This window comes from Comamonas sp. MYb396 (assembly GCF_037479555.1).
Taxonomy (GTDB): Bacteria; Pseudomonadota; Gammaproteobacteria; order Burkholderiales; family Burkholderiaceae_C; genus Comamonas.
In genome coordinates this window covers 796,254-820,450 of the sequence record NZ_JBBGYU010000002.1, presented here as the reverse complement: position 1 = coordinate 820,450, position 24,197 = coordinate 796,254, and the positions used below count along the sequence as shown (strand labels likewise).

At 66.7% G+C, this 24,197-nt stretch carries 24 protein-coding genes; 3 read left to right on the top strand and 21 right to left on the bottom strand.

Annotated elements, in window-relative coordinates; genetic code table 11:
- Positions 1–38: 38 nt before the first annotated feature.
- Together WH265_RS07840 and WH265_RS07835 are read right to left on the bottom strand one after the other, a co-directional pair.
- On the bottom strand, positions 39–938 hold the full coding sequence (locus WH265_RS07840; protein ID WP_021025510.1) for a 5'-nucleotidase: 900 nt from the start codon (positions 936–938) through the stop codon (positions 39–41).
- A 59-nt stretch (positions 939–997) separates the two neighbouring features.
- Positions 998–1,732, bottom strand: coding sequence for a FadR/GntR family transcriptional regulator (locus tag WH265_RS07835; protein WP_339557864.1), 735 nt, complete (start codon positions 1,730–1,732; stop codon positions 998–1,000).
- 180 nt (positions 1,733–1,912) lie between these two features.
- On the opposite strand from WH265_RS07835, the gene uxuA reads away from it, so the two are divergent.
- Both uxuA and WH265_RS07825 read left to right on the top strand, forming a co-directional pair.
- Positions 1,913–2,989 (top strand): mannonate dehydratase, encoded by a 1,077-nt coding sequence (uxuA, locus tag WH265_RS07830; protein ID WP_339557863.1) that lies wholly within the window; start codon positions 1,913–1,915, stop codon positions 2,987–2,989.
- A gap of 23 nt (positions 2,990–3,012) precedes the next feature.
- On the top strand, positions 3,013–4,029 hold the full coding sequence (locus WH265_RS07825; RefSeq protein ID WP_339557862.1) for a Bug family tripartite tricarboxylate transporter substrate binding protein: 1,017 nt from the start codon (positions 3,013–3,015) through the stop codon (positions 4,027–4,029).
- Positions 4,030–4,078: 49 nt separating this feature from the next.
- On the opposite strand, the gene gspF is transcribed toward WH265_RS07825, so the two are convergent.
- The 6 genes from gspF to gcl form a co-directional block, all read right to left on the bottom strand.
- On the bottom strand, positions 4,079–5,296 hold the full coding sequence (gspF, locus tag WH265_RS07820) for a type II secretion system inner membrane protein GspF (protein ID WP_339557861.1): 1,218 nt from the start codon (positions 5,294–5,296) through the stop codon (positions 4,079–4,081).
- An 87-nt stretch (positions 5,297–5,383) separates the two neighbouring features.
- Positions 5,384–6,034 (bottom strand): glutathione S-transferase family protein, encoded by a 651-nt coding sequence (locus tag WH265_RS07815; RefSeq protein WP_339557860.1) that lies wholly within the window; start codon positions 6,032–6,034, stop codon positions 5,384–5,386.
- Positions 6,035–6,136: 102 nt separating this feature from the next.
- Complete coding sequence (locus WH265_RS07810) at positions 6,137–6,835, bottom strand: helix-turn-helix transcriptional regulator (RefSeq protein ID WP_339557859.1); 699 nt, start codon at positions 6,833–6,835, stop codon at positions 6,137–6,139.
- Positions 6,836–6,873: 38 nt separating this feature from the next.
- Complete coding sequence (locus WH265_RS07805) at positions 6,874–7,788, bottom strand: 2-hydroxy-3-oxopropionate reductase (protein WP_339557858.1); 915 nt, start codon at positions 7,786–7,788, stop codon at positions 6,874–6,876.
- Between the two features lie 51 nt (positions 7,789–7,839).
- Positions 7,840–8,643, bottom strand: a complete 804-nt coding sequence (gene hyi, locus WH265_RS07800; protein ID WP_312988867.1) for a hydroxypyruvate isomerase — start codon at positions 8,641–8,643, stop codon at positions 7,840–7,842.
- Positions 8,644–8,674: 31 nt separating this feature from the next.
- Positions 8,675–10,465, bottom strand: coding sequence for a glyoxylate carboligase (gcl, locus tag WH265_RS07795; RefSeq protein WP_339557857.1), 1,791 nt, complete (start codon positions 10,463–10,465; stop codon positions 8,675–8,677).
- A 212-nt stretch (positions 10,466–10,677) separates the two neighbouring features.
- Here gcl and WH265_RS07790 point away from each other — a divergent pair, with 212 nt between their 5' ends.
- The gene (locus WH265_RS07790) at positions 10,678–11,595 is read left to right on the top strand and encodes a LysR family transcriptional regulator (RefSeq protein WP_312461649.1); all 918 of its coding nucleotides are present in this window, start codon (positions 10,678–10,680) and stop codon (positions 11,593–11,595) included.
- A gap of 34 nt (positions 11,596–11,629) precedes the next feature.
- On the opposite strand, the gene WH265_RS07785 is transcribed toward WH265_RS07790, so the two are convergent.
- From WH265_RS07785 to WH265_RS07725, 13 genes are all read right to left on the bottom strand, one after another.
- Positions 11,630–12,964 (bottom strand): glycerate kinase type-2 family protein, encoded by a 1,335-nt coding sequence (locus WH265_RS07785; protein ID WP_339557856.1) that lies wholly within the window; start codon positions 12,962–12,964, stop codon positions 11,630–11,632.
- Between the two features lie 116 nt (positions 12,965–13,080).
- Positions 13,081–13,650, bottom strand: a complete 570-nt coding sequence (locus WH265_RS07780; RefSeq protein ID WP_021025522.1) for a hypothetical protein — start codon at positions 13,648–13,650, stop codon at positions 13,081–13,083.
- A gap of 82 nt (positions 13,651–13,732) precedes the next feature.
- Entirely contained in the window at positions 13,733–14,749 is a 1,017-nt protein-coding gene (locus WH265_RS07775) for an LLM class flavin-dependent oxidoreductase (RefSeq protein WP_339557855.1), read from the bottom strand.
- Between the two features lie 110 nt (positions 14,750–14,859).
- Positions 14,860–15,141, bottom strand: a complete 282-nt coding sequence (locus tag WH265_RS07770) for a hypothetical protein (protein WP_021025524.1) — start codon at positions 15,139–15,141, stop codon at positions 14,860–14,862.
- Positions 15,142–15,212: 71 nt separating this feature from the next.
- Positions 15,213–16,574: a GspE/PulE family protein gene (locus WH265_RS07765; protein WP_339557854.1), complete on the bottom strand. Its 1,362-nt coding sequence runs from the start codon at positions 16,572–16,574 to the stop codon at positions 15,213–15,215.
- 24 nt (positions 16,575–16,598) lie between these two features.
- On the bottom strand, positions 16,599–18,914 hold the full coding sequence (gene gspD, locus WH265_RS07760) for a type II secretion system secretin GspD (RefSeq protein ID WP_339534250.1): 2,316 nt from the start codon (positions 18,912–18,914) through the stop codon (positions 16,599–16,601).
- A gap of 7 nt (positions 18,915–18,921) precedes the next feature.
- Positions 18,922–19,731 (bottom strand): type II secretion system protein N, encoded by an 810-nt coding sequence (gene gspN / locus WH265_RS07755; protein WP_445228493.1) that lies wholly within the window; start codon positions 19,729–19,731, stop codon positions 18,922–18,924.
- Between the two features lie 13 nt (positions 19,732–19,744).
- Positions 19,745–20,299 (bottom strand): type II secretion system protein GspM, encoded by a 555-nt coding sequence (gene gspM, locus WH265_RS07750; protein WP_339557852.1) that lies wholly within the window; start codon positions 20,297–20,299, stop codon positions 19,745–19,747.
- On the bottom strand, positions 20,296–21,549 hold the full coding sequence (gene gspL / locus WH265_RS07745; protein WP_339517262.1) for a type II secretion system protein GspL: 1,254 nt from the start codon (positions 21,547–21,549) through the stop codon (positions 20,296–20,298). Before gspL ends, gspM begins: the two co-directional genes overlap by 4 nt.
- 72 nt (positions 21,550–21,621) lie before the next feature.
- Positions 21,622–22,629, bottom strand: coding sequence for a type II secretion system minor pseudopilin GspK (gspK, locus tag WH265_RS07740; RefSeq protein WP_339557851.1), 1,008 nt, complete (start codon positions 22,627–22,629; stop codon positions 21,622–21,624).
- Positions 22,626–23,327, bottom strand: a complete 702-nt coding sequence (locus tag WH265_RS07735) for a PulJ/GspJ family protein (RefSeq protein ID WP_339557850.1) — start codon at positions 23,325–23,327, stop codon at positions 22,626–22,628. Before WH265_RS07735 ends, gspK begins: the two co-directional genes overlap by 4 nt.
- Positions 23,327–23,695, bottom strand: a complete 369-nt coding sequence (gene gspI / locus WH265_RS07730) for a type II secretion system minor pseudopilin GspI (protein WP_339557849.1) — start codon at positions 23,693–23,695, stop codon at positions 23,327–23,329. The genes WH265_RS07735 and gspI overlap by 1 nt, the downstream gene beginning before the upstream one ends.
- Positions 23,696–23,717: 22 nt before the next feature.
- Positions 23,718–24,161 (bottom strand): pilus assembly FimT family protein, encoded by a 444-nt coding sequence (locus WH265_RS07725; RefSeq protein ID WP_021025732.1) that lies wholly within the window; start codon positions 24,159–24,161, stop codon positions 23,718–23,720.
- Positions 24,162–24,197 lie beyond the last annotated feature (36 nt).

Sequence of the window (24,197 nt, the reverse complement as noted above, 5' to 3'; positions counted from 1 at the left end):
AGCCAGCGGCTTTTTTGCGCCTGGGTGGATGCAGCGGATCAGAGGTTGGAGATGCCGCTGCTGACATGGCCGGCCGGCACATGGGCCGCCGCGCTGGTCACATGGCCGGTCTGGTCGTCAAAGAAGAAATCAGGCTCGAACTCACGCAGAAACTCGCCCTTAGCCAGGCCACCCAAGAACATGGTTTCATCGACGCCGATGTTCCAGTCCATCAGGGTGCGGATCGCGCGCTCATGCGCGGGGGCGCTGCGGGCGGTGACCAGGGCGGTGCGGATGCGCATCTGGCTTTGCGTGTCTTGCTGCAGCCGGTGGAGCGCCGCCAGCAGCGGCTTGAAGGGGCCATCGGGCAGCGGCCGGGTGGCATGCTCGATCTCATGGCGCTGGAACGCATCCAGCCCCTGGGCCTGGAAGACGCGCTCGGCCTCATCGGAGAACAGCACCGCATCGCCGTCAAAGGCAATGCGCACTTCATCGGGGTGGCTGTCCTGCGCCTGGGCCGATTCGGTCAGCACACGCGCGGCCGGAAAGCCCAGCTGCAGCGCCTGCTGCACATCGGTGGCATTGGCCGACAGGAACAAATGCGCGCCCAGCGGCTTGAGGTAGCGAAAAGGGTCGCGCCCCTGGGTGAACACCCCGCGCTGGATGGAGTGAAGCCCATGGGCCTTGCAGCTGCGGAACACCCGCATGCCGCTGACCGGGTCATTGCGCGAGAGCAGCACCACCTCGACCTTCTGTGCCGCGCCACTGTTGAACGCCAGCAGCTTGCGCACCAAGGAGAACGCCACGCCGGGTGGCGCGGGGATATCGAGCCGCTGCAGCTGCAGCTGGGCATAGGCCTGGTCCTTGTCCTGCTCAAAAACCCGGTTTTCTTCTTCAAAGTTGAACAGCGCCCGCGACGAGATCGCGACCACCAGCTTGTTTTCGAGAGTGGCAGCCATGGCCGTCCTTGTTGCTGAACTGAGGGCCAATATAGCGCAGTGGCTGCGCTGTTCTTGACTTAATACCAAGCCTGTGAGAACTGCGAGATCACGCGTCCCAGATGCTGCTGCATCGCCTGGCGGGCTTGCTCAGGCTGGCGCTCGGCAATCGCCGCAAAGATGGCCTGGTGGTCCTTGAGGCTGGCTTCGCGCAGCTGCTCGGAGTGGAAATGCTGCTCGATCTTGTCCCAGCGCGGGTCCTGGCGGGCGTTGTCCCACATGGCCTCCACCATGTGCTGGAGCACGCGGTTGCCGGTGGCCTCGGCAATGGCAAGGTGAAAACGCCGGTCGGCGGCGTCATAGGCGTCCTTGTCGGCCAGCTGCAGGCGCATGGTGGCCAGGGCGTCAAGCATGCGGTCCAGGTCGGCATCGCGGCGCTCGCTGGCGGCGGCGGCAGCTATCTCGGCTTCGACCAGCACGCGGGCGCGCAGGGTCTCGAGCGGGCCGGGGCCGGTGGGCACATCAAAGGCGGGCAGGCGGCTGGGGCCACCGGCACCGCTGGGCTGCAGGTAGATGCCCGAGCCCAGGCGCACCTCGACCAGGCCTTGCACCTCCAGCGCAATGATGGCCTCGCGCACCGCAGTGCGGCTGACGCCAAACATATCGGCCAGCGTGCGCTCCGAGGGTAGGCGCTGGTCAGCCGCCGCGCTGTCTGTGGCAGTTTCTTCCAGGATTTTTCTGGCGAGGTCCTGGTAGGACCTGACACCGGTGGTGCGGCTGTCGTCGTCAACCGTCGGGACCAGCTTGTTGGGCATCTTGCGCGTATTCCGTTCATGGGCCGATCCGCCAAAACCGGAGGGCCAGCAGCAGTGTAAGCCGCCGTCTGGGCCAAACGCGGCAAATACCGGACATAGTGGTAAACCATCAATCTAAATGGTCTAGCCAGTTTGTAGAATTGGTCTAACCAGATTTTTGATTGCAGCAAAAGGTTTTCCATGAAGATGTCGTTTCGTTGGTTTGGCAGCGCGGACCCGGTGTCGCTCGCCTATATCCGCCAGATCCCCGGGGTCACGCATATCGTCTCGGCGATCTATGACGAGCCGGTTGGTTCCGTCTGGCCGCTGGCCAAGATCGAGGCGCTCAAGCAGCAGATCGAAGACGCGGGCCTGGCTTTTGAACTGGTCGAATCGGTGCCGGTGCACGAAGACATCAAGCTGGGCCGCGACAGCCGCGACCAGCTGATCGCCAACTACCAGCAAACCCTGCGCCATCTGGCCGCCGCCGGTGTGCAGGTGGTTTGCTACAACTTCATGCCGGTGTTTGACTGGACCCGCACCGAGCTGGCCAAGCAACTGCCCGATGGCTCCACCTGCCTGGCCTTTGACAGCCGCCAGGCCGACAGCATCGATGCGGAAAAGGGCATCTCGCTGCCCGGCTGGGACAGCAGCTACCGCAGCGATGAGCTGCAAGGCCTGCTGCAGGCCTACCGCCAGGTCGATGCCGAGCAGCTCTGGCAGAACCTGGCCTATTTTCTGCAGGCGGTCATCCCGGTGGCCGAGGAATGCGGCATCAAGATGGCCATCCACCCCGATGACCCGCCGCGCCCGATCTTTGGCCTGCCGCGCATCGTGAAGAACCGCGATGACCTCGCCCGCATCGTCGACCTGATCGACAGCCCCGCCAATGGACTGACCCTGTGCTCGGGCTCGCTGGGCGCCGGCCCGCAGAACAATGTCGAGGCACTGGTGCGCGAGTTTGGCGGGCGCGGCCGCATCCACTTTGCGCATATCCGCAATGTCAAGGTATCGCCCGAGGGCGACTTTGAAGAAACCGCCCACCTCTCGACCTGTGGCTCGCTCGATATCGCGGCCATCGTCAAGGCCTACCACGATGTGGGCTTTGCAGGCTATGTGCGCCCGGACCACGGCCGCATGATCTGGGGCGAAACCGGCAAGCCCGGCTATGGCCTCTACGACCGGGCACTGGGCGCCGTCTACATCAACGGCCTGTGGGAAGCGGTGGACAAGTTCTCGCCCGAGCAGCAAGACAGCGCAGTGCCTGCTGCCCTCTGATTTCAAACCAAGGAGACATAACAATGAAGACCGTTCAGCCATCGCACGCCATGCTGCGCCGCAAACTGACCCTGGGTCTGGCGCTGGGCGCCAGCTTGATCTGCGCGGGCGCCCCGGCGCTGGCGCAAACCGCCTACCCGACCAAGCCGGTCACCCTGATGGTGGGCTTCCCGCCAGGTGGTCAGACCGATTTTGCCGCCCGCGTGCTCAGCAACAGCCTGGCGGCCAATCTGGGCCAGGGCGTGGTCATCGAGAACAAGGCCGGCGTCAATGGCAACCTGGGCTCGGCCGACATCATGCGTTCGGCCCCCGATGGCTACCGCATGCTGGTGGGCAATGGCTCGATGACGGTGACCCCGCATGTGTTCCCGACCTTGGGCATTGTGGACCCAACCAAGTTTGTGCCCGTGGGCATCCTGCTGCAGTCGCCACTGGTGCTGGTGGTGCCCACCTCGTCACCGGTCAAGGACTTTGCGCAGTTTGCCGCGCTCGTCAAGGAGCGCGCCAAGGCTGGCAAGGGCGTGGACTATGGCACGCCCGGTGCCGGCTCGCTGGTGCATGTGACCACCGAGCTGATGCGCGAGCGCCTGGGCAGCCCGGCGATGAACCATGTGCCCTACAAGGGCAGTGGCCCTGCCGTGATCGACCTGATGGCCGGCCGCATCGAGGCCATGTTTGACGCGACATCGGTGTTTGATCCCTATATCAAGTCCGGCAAGGTGCGCCCCATCCTGGTCACCAGCAGCAGCCGCGTGGCCTCGCTCCCCGATGTGCCAACCCCCGCCGAAGTGGGCCTCAAGGATTTCGAGATCATCTCCTTCATCGGCATGTATGGCCCGCCCGGCACCCGCCCTGAGGTGGTGCAAAAGCTCAATGCCGCCATCAACACGGTGCTGAAGGAGCCAGCCGTTATCCGCAGCTTTCAGGAGCGCGGTGACCAGCCTGGCGGCGGCACGCCTGAGCAGCTCGATGCGATGACGCGCGCGCAGTACAAGCTCTGGGGCGATGTGGTCAAGGCCAACAAGATCCACGCGGAGTGAAGCTTGGCCCCGCTAGCCTGACCGGGCCAAGCGGGGTCAGACTGGTTGTTTAGCGCACAAACTGGTTGAGCTGGATGATGGGCATCAGCACCGCCATCACGATGATGCCGACAATGATGCCCATGCCGACGATCAGCAGCGGCTCCAGGATGGTGGCCAGGCGCATCGCGCGGCGCTTGACATCACCGGCCAGCTGGTTGGCCACGCGCTGCAGCATCTGCGGCAGCTCGCCGGTCTGCTCGCCCAGGCGTGCAAACATCGACAGCAGCGCGGGGAAGCGTTTTTTCTGCGCCAAGGCCGAGGCGAGCGGCGCGCCCTCGCGCACCTGGTCCAGCGCATCGATGGCATCCTGGCGCATCGCCTGGTTGGAGACGGTCTGCGCAGCGGCCTGCAGCGCCTTCAAGATGGGCACGCCGGCATTGCTGAGCATGGCCAGGGTCGAGGCAAAACGGGCAGCGTTGTAGTTGCGCGAGAGCTTGCCGACGACTGGCAGCTGCAGCCAGCCGGCATCAAAGCGCTGGCGAAAGGCGGGCTGGCGCAGCGACAGGCGCAGCAGCACGGTGCCGGCAATCGCCAGGCCCGCACCCAGCCACCACCAGTGGCGGATCAGGTCGCTAAAGCCCAGCATGATGCGGGTGAGCAGCGGCAGCGCATGCTTGGTGCCCGAGAACACCTCGGCCACCTGGGGCACCACATAGCTCATCAGCACCATCACCACGACAAAGGCAAAGCAGGTGACGATGGCCGGGTAGAGCGAGGCACCGATGAGGCTGTTCTTGAGCTGGTCACGCTCTTCGAGGTCGTCGGCCAGCCGCGACAGCACCTGATCGAGGTGGCCGCTGTGCTCGCCCGCATCGATCACGGCGCGGTAGATCTGCGAAAAATCACGGGGGTAGAGGGCCAGCGACTTGGCAAAGGTGGAGCCGCCATTGACTTCGGCGCGCAGGCTGGCGACCAGCTGGCGCTGGGGCTCGCTGTCGATCTCTTCCATCAGCGCGGTCAGCGCGCGCTCCAGCGGCAGGCCCGAGCTGATGAGGCCGGCGAGCTGGCGCGTCCAGACCGCCAGGCTCGTGGCATTGAACACCGCGCGCCGGCTGCGCACGGTGCTGGCACCGTTGTCGTCGACATCGCCCAGCGGCTCGACCGCCAAGGGCACCATGGCCTGGGCACGCAGCAGGCTGCGCGCGGCCTTGGCGCTGTCGGCTTCGATCATGCCCTTGCGGGTCTGGCCCTGGGCGTCTAGAACTTCGTACGAAAAAGCGGGCATGGGGCAGGTGGATAAAACAAGGTGGCTCCATGGCCACCCCGGGCTATTGTGCCTGATCCCCATGGCATGCAGATGGCAGCGGCCCGATCAGGCAGCGGCTGCGGCGGGCATCTCGACGGGGCCGTCGAGCGCATCGGCGCGCTGGGCAGCGGGGCGCTGCAGCAGCGGCAGCGCGTAGTCCTGGAACTCGGGCAGGCTCGGCAGGGTGCCTTCGTGCATGCTCCAGCCGATATAGCTGGCCAGGTACAGGTCGGCCGCCGTGAAATGGTCGCCGCAGGCATAGCGCTTGCCGCTCACCGCCAGCTGCAGGCTGCGCAGCACATCGTCAAAACGGCCATAGCCGGCCGACAGTGCCTGGCGTTCGGTCTGGTTCTTCAGCCAGCCTTCGGCCTTGGCGGTGGACACCGCCTCGACCGGGCCCGCCACCAGGAACAGCCAGCGGTAGTAGCTGCCGCGCTCGGGGCTGCCCAGCGCCGGTGCCAGCTTTTTCTCGGGGAAGAGGTCGGCCAGGTAGGCCAGGATCGCGCCGGTCTCGCTCACCACCGTGGTGCCATGCTGCAGTGCCGGTACCTTGCCCATGGGGTTGAGCGCCAGGTAGTCGGGCGACTTCATCGTGCCGCCAAACTCCAGCCGCACCGGCTCGTAGACGGCATCGCACTCTTCGAGCATCCAGCGCACCATGCGGGCGCGGGACTGGGGGTGGTAGAAAAAGCGCAGCGGGGCGTTGTGGGGGGTCATGTCTTGGTCCTTCGGGTGACTGGCAAAATCGCCATGCCCGTAGGTTAGGCAGGGAGGCTGACAGAAACTGTCAGCAGCTGGCATCAAGCCGCAGATCAGCGCTTAGGACCAGCCGTCCAGCGTATAGCCGGTCTCTGCCAACCACTGCTGGATGAGGCTGTGCCGGCTTTGCGGATAGCGCTCCTGCAGCTCCTGCATGGCATGCACCCGGTCGGCGCGAAAGTGGCGAAAGCCCTGGCGCAGCTCGCACCAGGCAGAGACCACCCGGCTGCGGTCGAAATAGGCCATCGCAAAGGGCCAGACCAGGCGCTCGGTCAGGCGGCCGTGCTGGTCCTCATAGTGCAGCACCACCTTGTGCTCGGCACGGATCGCGCGGCGCAGCCCGGTCTGCCAGTGCTCGGGCGGGGGGCTGGGCTGCATGTTGGGGACCATCAGGCCGCTGGTGTCGACTGCGATGCGCAGCTCCAGCGGCAAGGCGCTGCGGATGCGGTCCATCGCGGCGCTGGCGGCACTGGCCAACTGCGGGTCGGCCTGCAGGCTGGCCCAGCGCGCGCCCAGCAGCAAGGCTTCGAGCTCATCGGCATTGAACATCAAGGGCGGCAGCAAAAAGCCAGGCCGCATCTCAAAGCCAATGCCTGGATCGCCCTCGATGGCCGCGCCTTGCTCGCGCAGGCTGGCGATATCGCGGTAGACGGTGCGCAGGCTCACCTCCAGGGTCTGGGCCAGCGCCGGGCCGGTTTGGGGCTGGCGGGCGCGGCGCAGCAGATCGAGCAGGCGGAGCAGACGGGCAGGGCGGGACATCGCGCAAGCATAGCCGGTCTGCCAGGCCTGCCATAGACTCAGGCTGGCGCTTTTTGCCCGATCTCGAAATTGGCCTGGATCTCCAGCGCGCGCACCAGGCCGGAGTGGTCCCAGCCCGCGCCGCCATGGGCCACGCAGCTGTTGAACAGCTGCTGCGCCTGGGCGGTGTTGGGCAGCGCCACGCCCAGCTGGCGCGCGCTGGCCAGCGCCAGGTTCAGGTCCTTTTGGTGCAGCGCGATGCGAAAACCGGGATCAAACGTGCGATGGATCATGCGCTCGGCATGCACTTCGAGAATCTTGGACGAGGCAAAGCCGCCCAATAGCGCCTGGCGCACCCGCGCTGGGTCGGCACCGGCGCGCGATGCAAACAGCAGCGCCTCAGCCACTGCCTCGATATTCAGCGCGACGATGATCTGGTTGGCCACCTTGGCGGTCTGGCCGTCGCCATGGCCGCCGACCAGGGTGATGTTCTTGCCCAGCGTCTCGAACAGCGGCTTGACCCGTTCAAAGGCCGCCTCTGGCCCGCCCACCATGATGGACAGCGTCGCATTCTTGGCACCCACTTCGCCGCCCGATACCGGCGCATCCAGGTACTGCGCGCCCAGCGCGCTGATGCGTTTGGCAAAGTCCTTGGTCGCCACCGGCGAGATCGATGACATATCGACGACGATCTTGCCGCTGCTGCCCTTGAGGCCGGCGGCCAGGCCATCGGGCGCAAACAGCACCTGCTCGACGTCGGAGGTGTCAGGCACCATCAAAAAGACGATATCGGCCCGCTCGGCCACGCCGCGCACCGATGTGCATTGGGTGGCGCTGCTCTCTGCGATGGGGGCCGGCACCTTGCCCCGTGTGTTGATGAACAGCTGGTGGCCGGCGGCAATCAGGTGGCTGCACATGGGCGCGCCCATGATGCCCAGGCCGATAAAGCCCAGTTTGAGTGGCGTTGCATGCATGCAGAAATCTCCTTGGTTTTTATGGAAAGAGGTGGGGGTTTCGGGGAGCGATCAAGCGGTCGCCGTCGCGCGCTTTTGGCCCGCGACGGTCTGCAGCCAGTGCAGGCCCGCCTCGGTGCCCTGCGCGGGCTTGTATTCGCAGCCCACCCAGCCGCTGTAGCCGATGCGGTCCAGGTGCGCGAACAGGAAGGGGTAGTGGATCTCGCCCGTGCCCGGCTCGTGGCGGCCTGGGTTGTCGGCCAGCTGCACATGGCCGATGCGCGCCAGGTGCTTGTGCAAGGTGGCGGCCAGCTCGCCTTCCGTGCGCTGGGCATGGTAGATGTCGTACTGCACAAAGGCATTGGCGGCGCCCACCTCATCCAGAATGGCCAGCGCCTGGTCGGTGCGGTTCAGGTAGAAGCCGGGAATATCAAAGGTATTGATGGGCTCAACCAGCAGGCGCAGCTTGGCCAGCTTCAGCGCCGCTGCGGCAAAGCGCAGGTTGTCCACCAGCGTGCGGCGCAGGGTGGCAGCATCCACATCGGCGGGCGCTTTGCCGGCCAGGCAGTTGAGCTGGGGCACGCCCAGTGCATGCGCATAGGTGACGGCCTGGGCGACGCCGGCGCGGAACTCGTCCACCCGCCGGGGATCGCAGGCAATGCCGCGCTCGCCCGCTTCCCAGTCGCCCGCAGGCAGGTTGTGCAACACAATCTGCAGGCCCGTGGCATCGAGCCGCTGCTGGATTTCTTCAACGGTATGGGCATAGGGAAACAGAAACTCCACGGCCTCAAAACCAGCCTGGGCGGCGCGTTCAAAGCGGTCTAGAAACGGCACTTCGGTAAACAGCATGCTGAGGTTGGCAGCAAAACGGGGCATGGCAAAACTCCGGTTAAAAACGAGGGGTGCATCAATCCAGCAGCGCGAGGGCGCTGGGCGCATCGGCCTTGCCGCTGGCCAGGTCTTCGAACTCGATGACGTTGTCGATCTCGGTGCCCATCGCGATATTGGTCACGCGCTCCAGGATGCATTCGATGACGACCGGCGTGCGGTGCTCGGCCATCCAGGCCTCGGCCTGCTGCATTGCGGGGGCGAATTCTTCGGGGCGGTGTACGCGGATGGCCTTGCAGCCCAGGCCTTCGACGACCTTCACATGGTCCACGCCATAGCCACGTGCGGCCTCGTCCTCGGCCATGTTGATGTTGTCGAACGCAAGCTGCACGCAGTAATCGATGCTGAAGCTGCGCTGCGCCTGGCGGATCAGGCCCAGGTAGCTGTTGTTGACCAGCACATGGATATAGGGCAGCTTGAACTGCGCGCCCACGGCCAGCTCCTCGATCATGAACTGGAAGTCGTAGTCGCCCGACAACGCGACGATCTTGCGCTGCGGATCGGCCACGCGCACGCCCAGCGCGGCCGGTGTCGTCCAGCCCAAGGGGCCGGCCTGGCCGCAGTTGATCCAGTTGCGCGGCTTGTAGACATGCAGAAACTGCGCCCCGGCAATCTGCGACAGGCCGATGGTGGAGACATAGGTGGTGTCGCGGTCCAGGCTCTGGTTCATGCACTGATAGACGCGCTGGGGCTTCATCGGCACGTTGTCGAAGTGGGTCTTGCGCAGGTAGTCGATGCTGTTCTTGCGGCCTTGGCAGTCTGCGACCCAGGCACTGCGGTCGCGCAGCTTGCCAGCGGCCTTCCAGTCCTTGGCGACAGCGATGAACTGCTGCAGCGCGGCCTTGGCATCCGAGACGATGCCGTAATCAGGCGCAAACACGCGGCCGATCTGCGTGGGCTCGATATCGACATGGATGAATTGGCGGCCCCGGGTGTAGACATCGACCGAGCCGGTATGGCGGTTGGCCCAGCGGTTGCCGATGCCCAGCACAAAATCCGAGGCCAGCATGCTGGCATTGCCATAGCGGTGGCTGGTTTGCAGGCCGCACATGCCTGCCATCAAGCGGTGGTCGTCGGGGATGCTGCCCCAGCCCATCAAGGTGGGAATCACCGGCAGATTGAGGGTCTCGGCCAGCTCCACCAGCAGGTCTGCCGCATCGGCATTGATGACCCCGCCGCCGCTGACGATCAGCGGGCGCTCGGCGGCATTGAGCATGGCGATGGCTTTTTCGGCCTGCTTGCGTGTGGCGGCAGGTTTGTAGATAGGCAGGGGCTCGTAGGTGTCGATGTCGAATTCGATCTCGGCCAGTTGCACATCGATGGGCAGGTCAATCAGCACCGGTCCGGGGCGGCCCGAGCGCATCAGATGGAAGGCCTGCTGGAAGGCGCCGGGCACCTGGGCGGGCTCCAGCACGGTGGCGGCCCACTTGGTCACGGTCTTGGCGATGGAGGCAATGTCCACAGCCTGGAAGTCCTCCTTGTGCAGGCGCGCGCGCGGTGCCTGGCCGGTGATGCACAGGATCGGGATCGAGTCGGCGCTGGCCGAGTACAGGCCCGTGATCATGTCGGTGCCGGCCGGCCCGCTGGTGCCGATGCAGACCCCGATATTGCCCGCCACGGCGCGGGTATAACCCTCGGCCATGTGGCTGGCGCCTTCGACATGGCGGGCCAGGATATGGCCGATGCCGCCATGCGCCTTCATCGCTGCATACAGCGGGTTGATGGCAGCGCCAGGAACGCCGAATGCGACGCTCACACCTTCTTTTTCCAGCACGCGGACTGCGGCTTCGATCGCTTTCATTTTGGCCATGGGGTCTCCTTTACAGTTGGGATCGACTGTAGGGAAGGCAGGCGTTTGCCGGAAGGCGCAGGCGGACCATAAAATTTATTCCGCCCAGGAATGGACGGCACGGCGCAGCATGCCGCATCATCGGGCGCAGAGGCGCTGCGAACCTGTTCCAAGAAGCGCCCAGCATGTGACGTGCGGCATGCGATGCCGCAGCAATCCCAGGAGACACAACCATGGACCGACTCGATGCCATGCACATGTTTGTGCGCGTGGTGGAAACGGGCAGCTTCACCAAGGTGGCGCAGGAGTTTTCCTCGACCCAGCCCACGGTGACCAAGCAGGTGGCAGCGATGGAGGCGCGGCTCAAAGTGCGCCTGCTCAACCGCAATACGCGGGGCGTGAGCCTGACCGAGGCGGGCGCGCTGTACTACGAAAAATGCAAGCGCATCGTGAGCGATGTGGCCGATGCCGACAATGTGGTGCAGGTGCGGCAAACGCAGGTGCAGGGGCAGCTGCGCATTGGCAGCTCGGTGGCGTTTGGGCGGCGCGTGCTGATTCCGCTGGCGATGGAGTTCATGCAACATAACCCGCAGGTGCAGGTGGATCTGAGCTTTGAAGACCGCTACACCGACCTGGTGGCCCAGGGCATTGATGTGGCGCTGCGCCTGGGCAAGCTGGCCGATTCATCGCTGGGCGCGCGCATGCTGGGCGTCAATCCCTGGGTGCTGGTGGCCTCGCCAGCCTACCTGCGCAAGCAGGGCACGCCGCGCCGGCCATCAGACCTGAAAGAGCATTCGGCGCTGATCTACAGCAGCGTGCAGGGCAATGATGTCTGGCGCCTGCGCAATGCCAGTGGCGAGTCCGTCTCCGTGCCGGTCACGGGGCGGCTGCGCTCCAACAACCTCTCGGCCTTGCTGGCCGCTGCGCGCTCGCACATGGGCGTGGCCGCGCTGCCGCGCTATGTGGCGCATGAGTCGCTGAAGGCGGGCCGCGTGGTCGAGGTACTCAAGACCTGCCGCCTGCCCGAGCAGGAGATCCACGCCGTCTACCCCTCGCCGCGCCTGGTGCCGCAAAAGGTGCAGTCCTTTATCGCGTTCTTGCAGGGCAGCTTTGATGCCGCCTGGTGGGAAAACCTGCCCCAGGGCGGCTAGGCGCGGGAGGGGCTGCCCAGCCTGGCAGCCCGCATCACAGGATCAGAATGGCGCGGAAATCGTTGACGTTGGTGTGCGTGGGCCCGGTCACCACCAGGTCGCCCAGCGCCTCGAAAAAGCCATAGGCATCGTTGCGGTCCAGGTGGTCGCTCAGGCGCAGCTGCAGTGCAGCGGCGCGCTGCAAGCTGTCGGGTGCCAGGCGCGCGCCGGCATTGTCTTCGACGCCATCGATGCCATCGGTATCGGCCGCCAACGCCCAGACACCGCCCTGGCCTTGCAGGGCCTGCGCCAGGCCCATGCAGAACTCGCCAGCGCGCCCGCCGCGCCCCTTGGCGGCGCCCGGCTGGCGCGGGCGGATGGTGACGGTAGTCTCACCCCCGGAGAGGATGACGCAGGGCTTGGCAAAGGGGCTGCCATGGCGGGCCACGGCGCGTGCCAGCGCCGCATGCATCTTGCCAATCTCGCGCGATTCGCCCTCGATCTCGTCCGACAGCACATGGGCGGTGATCCCGGCGGCGACTGCGGCATCGGCCGCCGCATCCAGCGATTGCTGGGGCGTGGCGATCAGGTGCACTTCATGGCCGGCAAAGCGCGGGTCGCCGGGCTTGGGCGTCTCCAGCGAGCCATCCTCCAGAGCGGCGCGCAGGCGCTCGGGCAGCGCGATCTGGTAGCGGTTCAGAATCGCCAGTGCCTCGGCGCAGGTCGAGGCATCGGGCACCGTCGGGCCGCTGGCGATGACCGAGGGGTCGTCGCCGGGCACATCGCTGATGGTCAAGGTCACCACCTTTGCGGGGTAGCAGGCAGCGGCCAGGCGCCCGCCCTTGATGCGCGAGAGGTGCTTGCGCACGCAGTTCATCTCGCCAATGGCGGCACCGCTCTCCAGCAGCGCCTGGTTGATGCGCTGCTTGTCCTGCAGGTCCATGCCGTCGGCTGGCAGGGTCAGCAGCGCCGAGCCGCCGCCCGAGATCAGGCAGAGCACCAGGTCATCGGCGGTCAGGCCCTGGGTCAGCGCCAGTATGCGTTCGGCGGCCGCCAGGCCGGCGGCATCGGGTACGGGGTGGGCGGCTTCGACCACCTCCAGGCGCTGGGCCAGCCCAGGCGGGCGCGGCGGAATATGCCCATAGCGGGTAACGACCAGGCCCGACAGCGGCGCGTCCTGGGGCCACAGGGCCTCGAGCGCCTGGGCCATCGAGCCACCGGCCTTGCCGGCGCCCAGCACCACGGTACGGCCTTTGGGCGGCGGGGGCAGGTACTGCGCCATGCTGTGCAGGGGCTGGGCGCGCTGTACTGCGCGCTGGTACAGGTCCAGAAGAAACTGCTGGGGATTGCGCCGGGGATCGGCCAGCGCTGGTGGTGGGGTGTGGCTCATGCGGTAGGTCTCCGCTGGCCATTATGAAAGCAGGCGGCAGGCACAGGTGGAATAGACGTTATTCCTGGCCAGGGGATGTACAGCAGTGCGATAACGCCGCGCACGGCCGCCGCGAGTCAGCCCGGTGGCGTGCGGTTGCCCCAGTCGGTGTAGAACACGCCCGCCGCATCCTTGCGGATATAGACATAGGCCGGGCCGGCATGGGTGTCGCCATGGGCGTGGGCCTTGTCGGGAATGCGCCAGTAGTAGACGGTGCCATCCAACTCGGCAAACTGGCCGACGTACTGCAGATCCTCGGCACGCACCGGGTCGGCGCTGGCGAGCGACTGGCCCAGCTCCATGCGCACATAGCGGGGCACGGAGCGCTCCTGGGCCTCCGTCAGGCCCGTGCTGCCCAGCCAGGGAGCGCTTTCCTGCACCTCGGCCTCGTTCTGCAATTGCTCCTGCTTGGTACGGTATTCGCGGCGGAACTCGGGCGTTTGCATATGCGCGGCCAAGGCCGGGTCTTCGCTGCGGGCGCTGGGCTGGGGCTGCGCGGCTGCGGCAGGCGGGGCCACGGCCGGCGTGGCCTCCTGGGCCTGGGGCGTGGGAGCTGGGGGATCGTCGGGGGGCTGCTGCATGCAGCCAGCCAGCAAGCTGCAGGCCGTCAGCGCTGCTGGCAGGGTGGTTCTATAGGAGACTGACATGGCGCAAGCATAGCCTGGGTGGGACGGGATCGGCGTCGCTTTTGCTGAAAAAAGGGTGCTGATCCCGCAGTAATGGCCGTGGTTAGGCTGCGTAGCCGGCCCGCAGGGCCTGCGCCGCAATATCGAGCGAGCGCAGACGCAGATCGCCATCATAGATATCGCAAACCAGCATCAGCTCATCGGCGCCGGTGTGCTGGGCCAGCACCTTGAGGCGCTGCTGTACACGCTCGGGCCCACCGATGGAGGCGACGGCCAAAAAGCCTTCGATCGCCTGGCGCTCGGCCATGTTCAGGCCCTCCATAAAGCCTTCGACCGGAGGCGGCAGCAGGCCGCGCTTGCCCGTCACAATGCCCAGCACGCGCTGGTAGGTGCTGCTGGCGAGGAACTCGGCCTCGCTGTCGGTAGGCGCTGCAATCACTGGCGCGCCGACGATCACATAGGGCTTGTCCAGCGTGGCCGAGGGCTTGAACAGGTCGCGGTACAGCTGCACCGCCTGCTGCAGCATGCGCGGCGCAAAGTGCGAGGCAAAGGCATAGGGCAGGCCCAGGTGCGCGGCCAGCTGGGCCGAGAACAGGCTCGATCCCAGCAGCCACAGCGGCACATTGGTGCCAGCGCCCGGCGTGGCCACCAGCTTTTGCCCGGGTTGGGCGGGGCCCAGCAGGCGCTGCAGCTCCATCACATCGCGGGGAAAGTCTTCTTCGGTCTCGACCCGGTCACGGCGCAGCGCCCGCATCGTCATGCCATCGGTGCCCGGCGCGCGGCCCAGGCCCAGGTCGATACGGCCCGGGTAGAGCTCGGCCAAGGTGCCAAAGGCCTCGGCCACCACCAAGGGGGCATGGTTGGGCAGCATGATGCCGCCCGAGCCCACACGGATGTGCTGGGTGGCGCCCGCCACATGGCCGATCAGCACGGCCGTGGACGAGCTGGCAATGCCCGGCATATTGTGGTGTTCGGCCATCCAGTAGCGCGTAAAGCCGAGCGACTCGACATGCTGCGCCGTGCGCACGGCCAGTTGCAAAGCCTGGGCAACGGTGCCGCCTTCGCGCACAGCCACCAGGTCCAACATCGAAAGCGCGGGGGGTGTTTTTGTCTCAGTCATGCGGACATTCTTGCCTAGGCAAATATCCTTTGCTGACTGTGGTTATGGGTCAAATGTGGAGGTCGGAGCCTGGTTTTTTCAGCCCGACCCCTTGTATAAGAAGCCTGAATTCAGCGCTGCCGAATCGCCCGCGCGCAGCTGATCCCCACCAGAATGCCCCAGAGCAGCACCAGCAGAGCAGTCGCCAGGTAGCGCTCACCTTGCTGCATCGCAAACCAGGAGATCACCAGCGCCATCAGGCCGGCGATGCGCATCAGCCGGCGCAGCTGCGCGGTGGACATGCGCGGCTGAAAATGGCGCAGTGCTGCCAGGCTGGCGATGGCCAGCACGGTGAGCCAGAGAAACAACATGCCGCCGTAGGGCGCGACGAGGGTATTGAGCGATTCCAACATGGGGCGATTGTGTCAAATCGCCAATACCCGTTGGCGCGGGCGGCGCCGCCAGGGTATTGGGGGATTCGTTGTCAATCGCGCGTGACGCGCACAACTTCTTCTGCGCTGGTGATGCCTTCGCGCACCAGGCGCTCGCCGTCCTCGCGCATCAGGTGCATGCCGGCGGCCATCGCCTGGTTGCGGATCTCGGTCTCCGGCGCCTGGGCGTGGATCTGCGCGCGGATGGCCTCGTCCACCACCAGCAGCTCGAAGATGCCGGTGCGGCCTCGGTAGCCGCTGGGGTCGCTGTCGTCGATGCGGCGCACCAGGCGCTGGGCCAGCACGCCCAGCAGCGACGAGGACAGCAGGAAGGGCTCGACGCCCATGTCGGTCAGGCGGGTGATGGCGCTGGTCGCATCGTTGGTGTGCAGGGTGGCGAGCACCAGGTGACCGGTGAGCGAGGCCTGGATGGCGATCTGCGCGGTTTCGAAGTCGCGGATTTCACCAATCATGATGATGTCCGGATCCTGGCGCAGGATGGCGCGCAGCGCTTTGGCAAAGGTCAGGTCGATCTTGGGGTTGACCTGGGTCTGGCCGATGCCCGACAGCTCATATTCGATCGGGTCTTCCACCGTCATGATGTTGCCCTGGCTGGCATCGAGCCCGCTCAGCGCCGCATACAAGGTGGTGGTCTTGCCCGAGCCGGTGGGGCCAGTCACCAGCACAATGCCGTGCGGCTGGGCCACCAGTTTCTCAAAGCGCCGCAGGGTCTCGCCCTGCATGCCGACCGAGCCCAGGCTGAGCTTGGATTCGCTCTTGTCGAGCAGACGCAGCACGGCGCGCTCGCCATGGGTGCTGGGCAGGGTGGAGACGCGCACATCGATGGCGCGGGTGCCCAGGCGCAGGCTGATGCGGCCGTCCTGGGGCAGGCGTTTTTCCGAGATGTCCAGATCGGCCATGATCTTGAGGCGCGAGATCAGCGCCGCATGCAAGGCGCGGTGGGGTTGCACCACTTCGCGCAGCGAGCCATCGATGCGAAAGCGCACGCTGGAATGGCGCTCATAGGGCTCGATGTGGATGTCCGAGGCACCGTCGCGCGCCGCCTGGGTGAGCAGGGCGTTGAGCATGCGGATGATGGGCGCGTCGCCGGCCGACTCGAGCAAGTCCTCGACGGCGGGGATGTCCTGCATCATGCGCGAGAGGTCGGTGCCTTCTTCGACCTCGCTGATCACGGTGGCGGCATTCGATTCGCTGTGCGAGTAGGCGGCACTGATGCGCTGGGCCAGCTCGGCATCGCCCAGCTGGGCCAGGTGCTGCACGGGGTACTTGCGCAGCACCTCGGACAGCGCCGAGCCCTGGGGCTGGGCGCCGTGCCACAGCAGGTGCTGGCCGGCATCTTCTTCGAGCAGCAGCTGGCTGCTGCGCGCAAAGGCATAGGGCAGGGGGTGGCGCATGGCTTCGGGTCTCTGTGGGCGCTATCAGGGCTCGAAGCGCATGCCTTGCGGCGTCACGGTCAGGGGGCGCGATTCGATCACCGGCGTCTCGGATGCGCCCAGCGGCAGGCCGGAGGTCTGCTGGGCCAGCGGCGTGATGATCGACGACTCATTGATCGGCACGCGCGTGCTTTGTTCAGGCTGGGCAGCAATCTGCGCGCCGCGCATCAGCTCGTAGCGGTCCATGCTGACCTGCTGGGTGGCGGCGGCATCGCGCATCACCACGGGGCGCAGGAAGACCATCAGGTTGGTCTTCTTGCGCGAGCGGGTGTCGCTGCGGAACAGCGCGCCAATGCCGGGAATATCACCCAGGTAAGGCACCTTCTGCACCGAGCCGGAGTACTGGTCCTGCAGCAGGCCGCCAATGACGATCACCGAGCCATCGTCCACCAGCACGGTCGATTCGATCGAGCGCTTGTTGGTGGTGGGGCCGTTGGCATTGGTGGTCGTGCCGGCGAGCACGTCAGACGTCTCCTGGTAGATCGTCAGCTTGACGGTGCCATTGGCATTGATCTGCGGGCGCACGCGCAGGGTCAGGCCCACGTCCTTGCGCTCCACCGTGGTGAAGGGGTTGACGGTGCTGCTTCCGGTGCTGTTGGCGTAGGAGCCGGTGACAAAGGGCACATTCTGGCCGACCAGGATCTGCGCTTCCTGGTTGTCCAAGGTCAGCAGGTTGGGGGTGGCCAGCACATTGCCATCGGCATTGGACTGCAGCAGGTTGGCCAGCGCGCCCAGCACATACTCGCCGTTGTGCTTGAAGGCGATGCCGGCGTTCATGCCGGCGCTGGGCAGGGTGCTGTAGGTGTTGTTGGCAATGCCGGCGGCCAGGTTGAACAGGTTGGCCCCGCCCACGGTGAAGTTGTTGCCGATGACGCCGACGACATTGTTGCCCTGGCCCAGCAGGCTTTGCCACTGCACGCCAAACTGCGCGGCCTTCTCGGCGCTGACTTCGACGATCAGGCTCTCGACCAGCACCTGGGCGCGGCGGCTGTCGAGCTGGTCGATGACCGAGCGGATCTGGCGGTACAGCGGCTCGGGCGCCGTGATGATCAGCGAGTTGGTGGCCGTGTCGGCCTGGATGATGCCGCCGGTGGCGCTGCCGCTCTCCCCCGAGGTGCCCAGCGAGGTGCCGGTGCCCAGGCGCGCGCCCGAGCCCAGGCCGCCCGCACTGCTGCTGCTGGCACTGTTGCCCAGGGTGCCGCTGGTGCTGCCGCCCAGCGAGGTGCTGCCGCTGCGCGTGTTTGTGCTCAGGCCCCCGCTGCTGCCGCTGCTCGACAGGTTGGTGGCGGGGCTGGCGCTGTTGCCGTCCTGGCCGGCGAGCGCCGCGCGCAAGGTGGTGGCCAGCGCGGTGGCATCGGCATTGCGCAGGTAGACCACATGGATGTTGCCCGAGGCATTGCCGCCACGGCTGGGGCTGTCGAGCTTGCCGATCAGCATCTTGGCCTGCGACAGGCGTGCCGGGTTGGCCGCGCGCAGCAAGATGCTGTTGGTGCGCGGGTCGGCCAGCACCGAGGTGCGGTAGGCATTGTCGGTCTGCGCGGCGCCGGGGGCTGCACCGGCAGTGGCGCTGCCACTGGCAGACACGGTCTGGCCGCCTTCCAGCAGGCGCTGCAGCATGGGCACGATGTCGGTGGCGACCGCGTGCTCGAGCTGCACCACTTCGACATCGCTGGCGTTGGCCACATCCATCGACGCGATGATGCGCGAGAGGCGTTGCAGGTTGTCGGCGTAGTCGGTGATGACCAGGGAGTTGTTGCCCGGGTTCACATTGATGGTGTTGTTGGGGCTGATCAGCGGACGCAGCACCGGCACCAGGTTGTTGGCGCTCTCGAAGTTGAGCTTGAAGATCTGGGTGACGATCTGGCCGCCACCGGGCACCTGGCCGCCCGCGCCGCCCTGGGTGATGCGCACCGTGCCGCCTTGCAGCTTGGCATCGGCCTCGGGCACCACCTTGTACAGGCCTGCGGCCTCGACCACGGTGTAGTTCTGCAGGCGCAGCGCTGCCAGGAACTGCTCGAACGCGGCCTGGGGCGAGACGGGCCGGTCGGTCACGAGGTTCATCGTGCCCTTGATGCGCGGATCGACCACCACGCTCTTGCCGGTGATGGTGGCCATGGTGCGCGCGATGGACTCGATGTCGGCGTTGGCGAAGTTCAGCGTCACCGGCTCACCGGGGCGAATGCTGGCCGTGCCGGTGTTGATGGCTGTCTGCGCCAGCGCCGCGCCGTTGCCGCCCATTAGAAGGACGCTTGCTGCGATGGAGTGCAGCGCAAATCGATAAATGGGAGAGTGGTATTGCATCATATGTTCAGCCAACCGAGAGCAGCACGCGGCTTCCGCTGCGCTGCCCAATCATAGTCAATAGATTCGCAAGAGCCGCCTCGCGCCCTTCGGCAGCCCAGGCTTCTCCCTGAAAACGCAGGCGCTGGCCCACCCATTGGCCCTGGCCTTTGAGCTGGAGCGCGCCGTCCAAGGTGGACAGCTGCAAGCTGGTGCTGTCACCGCCTTGCAGTTGCAGGCGGTAGCTGCCCAGCGGCTGTATCGTGGACAGGCGCGAGGTCACCGCCATCACATCGAGATCGGCGCCGCCCTCGACCTGCAGGCGCCCGGCATTGAGCGCCAGCGACAGGTCATGGGTCTTGAGCAGCAGCTGGCCCTGGGGCTGGATGGTGTTCCAGGGCGTCCCCAGGCCCACCAGCAGCGATGCCGGCCAGCGGCTTTCATGGGCGCCCAGCTGCACCTTGGCACCGCCCCAGTGGAGCTGAATGCGGATGGGCATGGGCGCGGCCATGCAGCAGCTGGCATTCCAGCGCATGTTGAGGCCACGCAGGCTGGGGCGCAGTGCCCAGTCCACCCGGCCGGGCAAGGCCATCTGGTCGCGGCTGGCCTGGCCGCCGGTAAATACCCACTGGGCCGAGCCGTTCCAGACCGTGCCGCGCGGCTCGCGCAGCTGCAGCTGGCCCTGGCTGGCCCAGGCCAGGCCTTGCGCCAGCCAGTGTGCTGGCGCAAACAGCAGCAAGGCAGCCAGGCCGCCGGTGCAGGCGCCCACGGCGGCCCAGCGCCAGGGCGCACGGGCGCTGCCGTGGGGCAAGGAGGGGGTCAAGCGCTGCCGGGCCATCTTTGTGTGCCGCCTACTGGGCCGGCAACTGCAAGACGATATTGCCCGACCAGGTGGGCGCGGCAGCCGGGCCTGCGCCCTTGGCCGGCTCATCGCGGGTCAGGCGCAGCTCGGTGGCAATCGCATGCGCATTGGCGCGCACCTGGCCCAGCCAGCGCTGGGTGGAGGCGGCCGAGGCGCGGTTCAAGGTGACGGTCACGCGCTCGCCGAGCACGGCCAGTTTGGCGCTGGTGCCCAGCTGCTGCGTGAGCGAGGCTTCGAGCTGCTGGCGCGCCTGCGTGGTGGTGACCGTGGTGGCCGATTGCAGCTGGCGCGCTTCGGCCTGCAAGGCCTGCATGCGGGCGAGCTGCTGGTCGAGCTGGGCATGCGCGGCGGGCGCGCTGCGCCAAGTCTGCAGCACCGGCGCAATCGCCAGCCACCACAAGAGCGCAATCAGCACCAGGCCAGCGGCCAGGCTGACGCCCCGGCGCTCGCGCGCATCCAGTGCGCGCCAGCGTTGGCGCAGCAGCTGGGCTGCCGAAGAGGTGGCTGCTGCAGAGGCCGACGGTCGGGAGGAATTTTTCTTCATGGCTGGGCCTGCGCGCGGATGACCCACTGGTCGTTTTGCATCTGGGCCTGCAGGCCCTGGGCTTGCAGTTTCTGGCTGAAGGCATCAAAGCCATCGGTGGGCAGGCCGCGCAGGCGCAGCTCGCCGCCACTGTATTCGACCGTGCTGGGCACCGTGCCGGCGGGTAGGCTGGACAGCGCCTGGCCGGCGGCGGCCAGCAGCGGTTCGGCGTCCGATGGCGACAAGCCGCCCGAGGCCTGGCGCAGGTTGGCGACTTCACGCGCCATCTGCACGGGCGCATCGACAACCACCTGCACCTTGGGGAAGGCCTGCGTCAAGCTGCTGCGCACCAGCGCGGCCTTGGCCTGCAGTTGTTGGCGTTCTTGCCAGGCCCAGATATTGGCACCCACGAGCGTAAGCACGACCAGGGCCAGCACGGCCCAGCGCGCCGGGCGCCAGGCGGGGGCATGCAGCACATCATTGAGGCCACTGCCCAGGCGCCGCTGCAGGCGGTTGCGCCCGCTGTTGGCAAATTCGAGCTGGGCCAGGTCCCAGTCGCTGCGTGCGGCATCGCGCATGGTTTGCGCCGGGCTGTAGAGCTGCACCGGGCGCTGCAGCCAGTGCTCGGCAGTGCTGACCACGGCTGGCTCGGCATGCACGATGCTGTCGGGCCCGAGCGGGGGCAGCAGCGCTGCGCTCTCGCGCGAGACGGGCAGCACCAGCACCGCATCGGCGCTGTCGGTGCCAAACACCACGGCCTGCGCCAGCTCGGGGCTGCCGGTGACCAGGATCTGCGCGCCATCGGGCGCCGGCTCGCCCGGCGCATGGCTGGGCACCACACGGGCCACCGCGCGGCCTGCGGCTTCGAGCACCTGCAGGTGGTCCCGCAGCCACTGGCGCGGGCAGCAGGCGATCCAGATCGGTTCGCCCTGGCCGGCGGCGCGGGTGTCGGGTTGCAACGCAAAGTGCAGTTGCGCCGGGTCGTCGAGCAGGCGCTCTTCCAAAAGGCCTTCGAGCACCGCACGCAGCCGGGGCGAGCCGGGGCCGACGCCCTGGGGCAGGCTGACCCGTTGCCACGACAGCATGGCCGCGGGCACCACGGCCACCACCTCACCGGCGCGGCCGGGTTGGGGCAGCAGGCCGGCGGTGGTGCTGCCTTGCTGGCCGATGGTCACGCCATCGGGCGACAGGGCATAGCTGTAGCTCCAGGCCGAGCTGGGCCCTGTATCTGGCCCCGAGGCCAGCGGCAGTGAAATCAGTAATGTACTCATGAGCGTGTTGTGCGCTGCATTGTAGAGGGCCCGGCTTCACCAAACTGCAATACGTTTGTCATCATGTTCCTGTTAGCGCGCTGCCACCGGGTTGGCGCTGCCATCGCCCATCAGGCTGGTGGCCAGCGCGGCACCGCGCTCGCGCACCACGGTTGTTACATTCAGCCCCTGGCGGTAGACCAGGGATTTCTCCTGCACCACCAGGTCGTCAAAGCGCAGCCGCGCCCAGACTTCGAAATACACCGATTTCACATCGAGCAGCGCGTTGGCGTTGGTGAGTGCGGTGTTGCTGCTAAATCGCTGCTGCAGCTCGGCGCTGCTCTCGAAAGCCTTGTTCAGCCGCAGCTGGGCGATTTGCTGGGCGGTTGCAAAATCCATGCCCTCGACAGCGGCCCAGATCACGGTGGCCGAGGCGGTGTTGACGTTGACCTTGCTCTCCTGGGGCAGCAGCACCACATAGGGCTCCAGCTGGGTCAGGGTGGACGGAGACAGGCCCCACCAGGCCAGCTCCTTGTAGGTGCGCGGCAGCAGCGGGGCATTGGCGGCCTTGCCTTCGGTGCGCAGCGCGGCCTGTGCCTGCTGGCTGAGGACGGTCAGCTCGGCACCGGGCAGGCCCAGGCGCTCGAACAGGCGCTGGAACTGGCGCAGCGCGACGGTATTGATCTGGCCGTTGGACACCAGATTGCGGATATTGAGCCGCGCCTGGGCATCGACAATCGCGCCCGACAAAAAGGCCTGCGTGGCATCGATGCTGCTGTCGTCGGCATTGCTCTGGTTGTTGGAGGCCTGCAAAAAGGTGGACAGGCGCGCTTCGGCCAGCGGCACCGACCAGGGCTCGGACAGCGAATCGGGGCCGCCCACGCGCGCATCCTGGCGCAGCACCTGGCGCGAAAAATCCAGTCCGCCCAGCAGCAGCCAGGCAGCCTGCACGCGGGTGCGCTCGGCGCCTTCCACCTCCAGATTGCGCCACTGCTGCCAGACGGCGCCGGCGGCAATCGTGGCCACCAGGGTGACGGTGAGCATGGCCGCCAGCAGCGCTGCGCCGCGCTGGCTGCGGCGGGCTAGGTGCAGCCGCTTCATGATTTGTTCCCCGACACGATGGGGTTGACCCAGTCGTTGGTGATGACCCCGGAGAGCGCACCGGGCGCGGGCAGCTCCAGGCGCAGGCGGATGCCGTCGGGCAGCGCCACCGTGGTGGGGTTGTTGGCATCGGTCTGGGGATTGGCGCCCTGGCTGGACAGCGGGTTGCTCCAGCTGTTGCCCCGAAAATACAGCAGCTGCCAGCCGCTGAGGGGCATCAGCACTGTTTGCTGCGGGCCGCCATCGGCGTTGTTGGTCAGCGCGCTGTTGGTGACCGCATGGGCGGCCATGTCCCAGGCCTGCTGCCACTGCTGCAGATCACGCACCGGGGAGGACTGCCAGCGCACCCAGTAGGCGCGGTTGCCCAGGCTGCGCTGGGCCCAACTGACGACGCGCAGGCCTTGTTCATTGATGTCGCTGCTGCGGCGCGTGAGCCGCAGCACGCGGCCATCCCAGTCGATGGGTGTGGTAGCTGCGACGCGCTCAATGCCATTGAGGTCGGTGTTCCACTGCGACAGTGCCGCCTGCACCACCATCACCTCTTCGCTGTAATCGCGGGCCTGCTGCTGGGCGCGCACCATGCCGTCGATACCGCGCCAGCTGGCGATGGTCATCACCGCCAGAATGGAGATCGCGATCAGCAGCTCGATCAAGGTAAAGCCCTGGCTGCGTGGCTGGCTAGAACGGGGGCGCTGCATCAGTACCTCCCCACGATGGTGCTGAGGCGCAGCAAAGGCGCGCCGCCGGAGAACACATGGGCATCGATGCGGCGGAAATCCGGGTTGGGCGTGGCAAACACGCCCACGCGCACATCGAACATGCGGCCGGCCTGCTCGCAGGCCACGCTGGTCGTGCCCAGGCCCGGCAGCTGTTGCGACAGGCGCGCGGCGATCAGCTGGTTCTCGGCGCAGATCTGCGCGAGCATCACATCGCTTTGCCGCCCTGCGGTCTGGGTCAGCGCGTTCATCGCCTTGCCGCCGGCGAGCAAGGCGATCGCGACAATGGCGAACGCGACCAGCACCTCGATCAGGGTGAAGCCGGAATGGGGCGAGGACTTGCTGGGCACGCGGGGCTGGTCGGGAAAAGGTTCAGGGGGCCTGTAGTTCAAAGGGGCGCACACCGTCGGTGGACACGGCAATGCTGCCCGCATGGCGGCTGGGGTAGGCCAGCAGCACCGTCTGCGGGCCGATCAGTGCCTCGGGCCCCAGGATGATATCGCCACTGCTGCGCACCGCCACCGGCGGGTGCAGCCAGGCGCCCTGGCGGGTGCCGCCTTGCAGGCCTTCGATGACAAAGCCCTGGCTGTCGGCCCGCCAGCGTACCGGCTGGCCGCTGGCGCGGGACTGGGCCCGTGCGGCTTCGAGCTGCGCGGCCAGACGCTGGCCTTCACGCTGGAGCTGGTCCTGGCTGTTGTCGCCCATCGCAAACACCACGCCGGCGCTGGCCAGCGCCATCAACGTGATGACGACCAGCAGCTCCATCAAGGTAAAGCCGCGCTGGCGGCGCGGCTGGAAGGGGTGTGAAAGAGGCATGGGCGCAGGGCATGGGGCCGGAGAGCGGGGCAGCGG

What these genes read in the sequence shown, in the direction of transcription:
- WH265_RS07840 (WP_021025510.1), bottom strand. Translation starts at nt 938, where the DNA reads ATGGCTGCCACTCTCGAAAACAAGCTGGTGGTCGCGATCTCGTCGCGG.
- WH265_RS07835 (WP_339557864.1), bottom strand. Translation starts at nt 1,732, where the DNA reads ATGCCCAACAAGCTGGTCCCGACGGTTGACGACGACAGCCGCACCACC.
- uxuA (WP_339557863.1), top strand. Translation starts at nt 1,913, where the DNA reads ATGAAGATGTCGTTTCGTTGGTTTGGCAGCGCGGACCCGGTGTCGCTC.
- WH265_RS07825 (WP_339557862.1), top strand. Translation starts at nt 3,013, where the DNA reads ATGAAGACCGTTCAGCCATCGCACGCCATGCTGCGCCGCAAACTGACC.
- gspF (WP_339557861.1), bottom strand. Translation starts at nt 5,296, where the DNA reads ATGCCCGCTTTTTCGTACGAAGTTCTAGACGCCCAGGGCCAGACCCGC.
- WH265_RS07815 (WP_339557860.1), bottom strand. Translation starts at nt 6,034, where the DNA reads ATGACCCCCCACAACGCCCCGCTGCGCTTTTTCTACCACCCCCAGTCC.
- WH265_RS07810 (WP_339557859.1), bottom strand. Translation starts at nt 6,835, where the DNA reads ATGTCCCGCCCTGCCCGTCTGCTCCGCCTGCTCGATCTGCTGCGCCGC.
- WH265_RS07805 (WP_339557858.1), bottom strand. Translation starts at nt 7,788, where the DNA reads ATGCATGCAACGCCACTCAAACTGGGCTTTATCGGCCTGGGCATCATG.
- hyi (WP_312988867.1), bottom strand. Translation starts at nt 8,643, where the DNA reads ATGCCCCGTTTTGCTGCCAACCTCAGCATGCTGTTTACCGAAGTGCCG.
- gcl (WP_339557857.1), bottom strand. Translation starts at nt 10,465, where the DNA reads ATGGCCAAAATGAAAGCGATCGAAGCCGCAGTCCGCGTGCTGGAAAAA.
- WH265_RS07790 (WP_312461649.1), top strand. Translation starts at nt 10,678, where the DNA reads ATGGACCGACTCGATGCCATGCACATGTTTGTGCGCGTGGTGGAAACG.
- WH265_RS07785 (WP_339557856.1), bottom strand. Translation starts at nt 12,964, where the DNA reads ATGAGCCACACCCCACCACCAGCGCTGGCCGATCCCCGGCGCAATCCC.
- WH265_RS07780 (WP_021025522.1), bottom strand. Translation starts at nt 13,650, where the DNA reads ATGTCAGTCTCCTATAGAACCACCCTGCCAGCAGCGCTGACGGCCTGC.
- WH265_RS07775 (WP_339557855.1), bottom strand. Translation starts at nt 14,749, where the DNA reads ATGACTGAGACAAAAACACCCCCCGCGCTTTCGATGTTGGACCTGGTG.
- WH265_RS07770 (WP_021025524.1), bottom strand. Translation starts at nt 15,141, where the DNA reads ATGTTGGAATCGCTCAATACCCTCGTCGCGCCCTACGGCGGCATGTTG.
- WH265_RS07765 (WP_339557854.1), bottom strand. Translation starts at nt 16,574, where the DNA reads ATGCGCCACCCCCTGCCCTATGCCTTTGCGCGCAGCAGCCAGCTGCTG.
- gspD (WP_339534250.1), bottom strand. Translation starts at nt 18,914, where the DNA reads ATGCAATACCACTCTCCCATTTATCGATTTGCGCTGCACTCCATCGCA.
- gspN (WP_445228493.1), bottom strand. Translation starts at nt 19,731, where the DNA reads ATGGCCCGGCAGCGCTTGACCCCCTCCTTGCCCCACGGCAGCGCCCGT.
- gspM (WP_339557852.1), bottom strand. Translation starts at nt 20,299, where the DNA reads ATGAAGAAAAATTCCTCCCGACCGTCGGCCTCTGCAGCAGCCACCTCT.
- gspL (WP_339517262.1), bottom strand. Translation starts at nt 21,549, where the DNA reads ATGAGTACATTACTGATTTCACTGCCGCTGGCCTCGGGGCCAGATACA.
- gspK (WP_339557851.1), bottom strand. Translation starts at nt 22,629, where the DNA reads ATGAAGCGGCTGCACCTAGCCCGCCGCAGCCAGCGCGGCGCAGCGCTG.
- WH265_RS07735 (WP_339557850.1), bottom strand. Translation starts at nt 23,327, where the DNA reads ATGCAGCGCCCCCGTTCTAGCCAGCCACGCAGCCAGGGCTTTACCTTG.
- WH265_RS07725 (WP_021025732.1), bottom strand. Translation starts at nt 24,161, where the DNA reads ATGCCTCTTTCACACCCCTTCCAGCCGCGCCGCCAGCGCGGCTTTACC.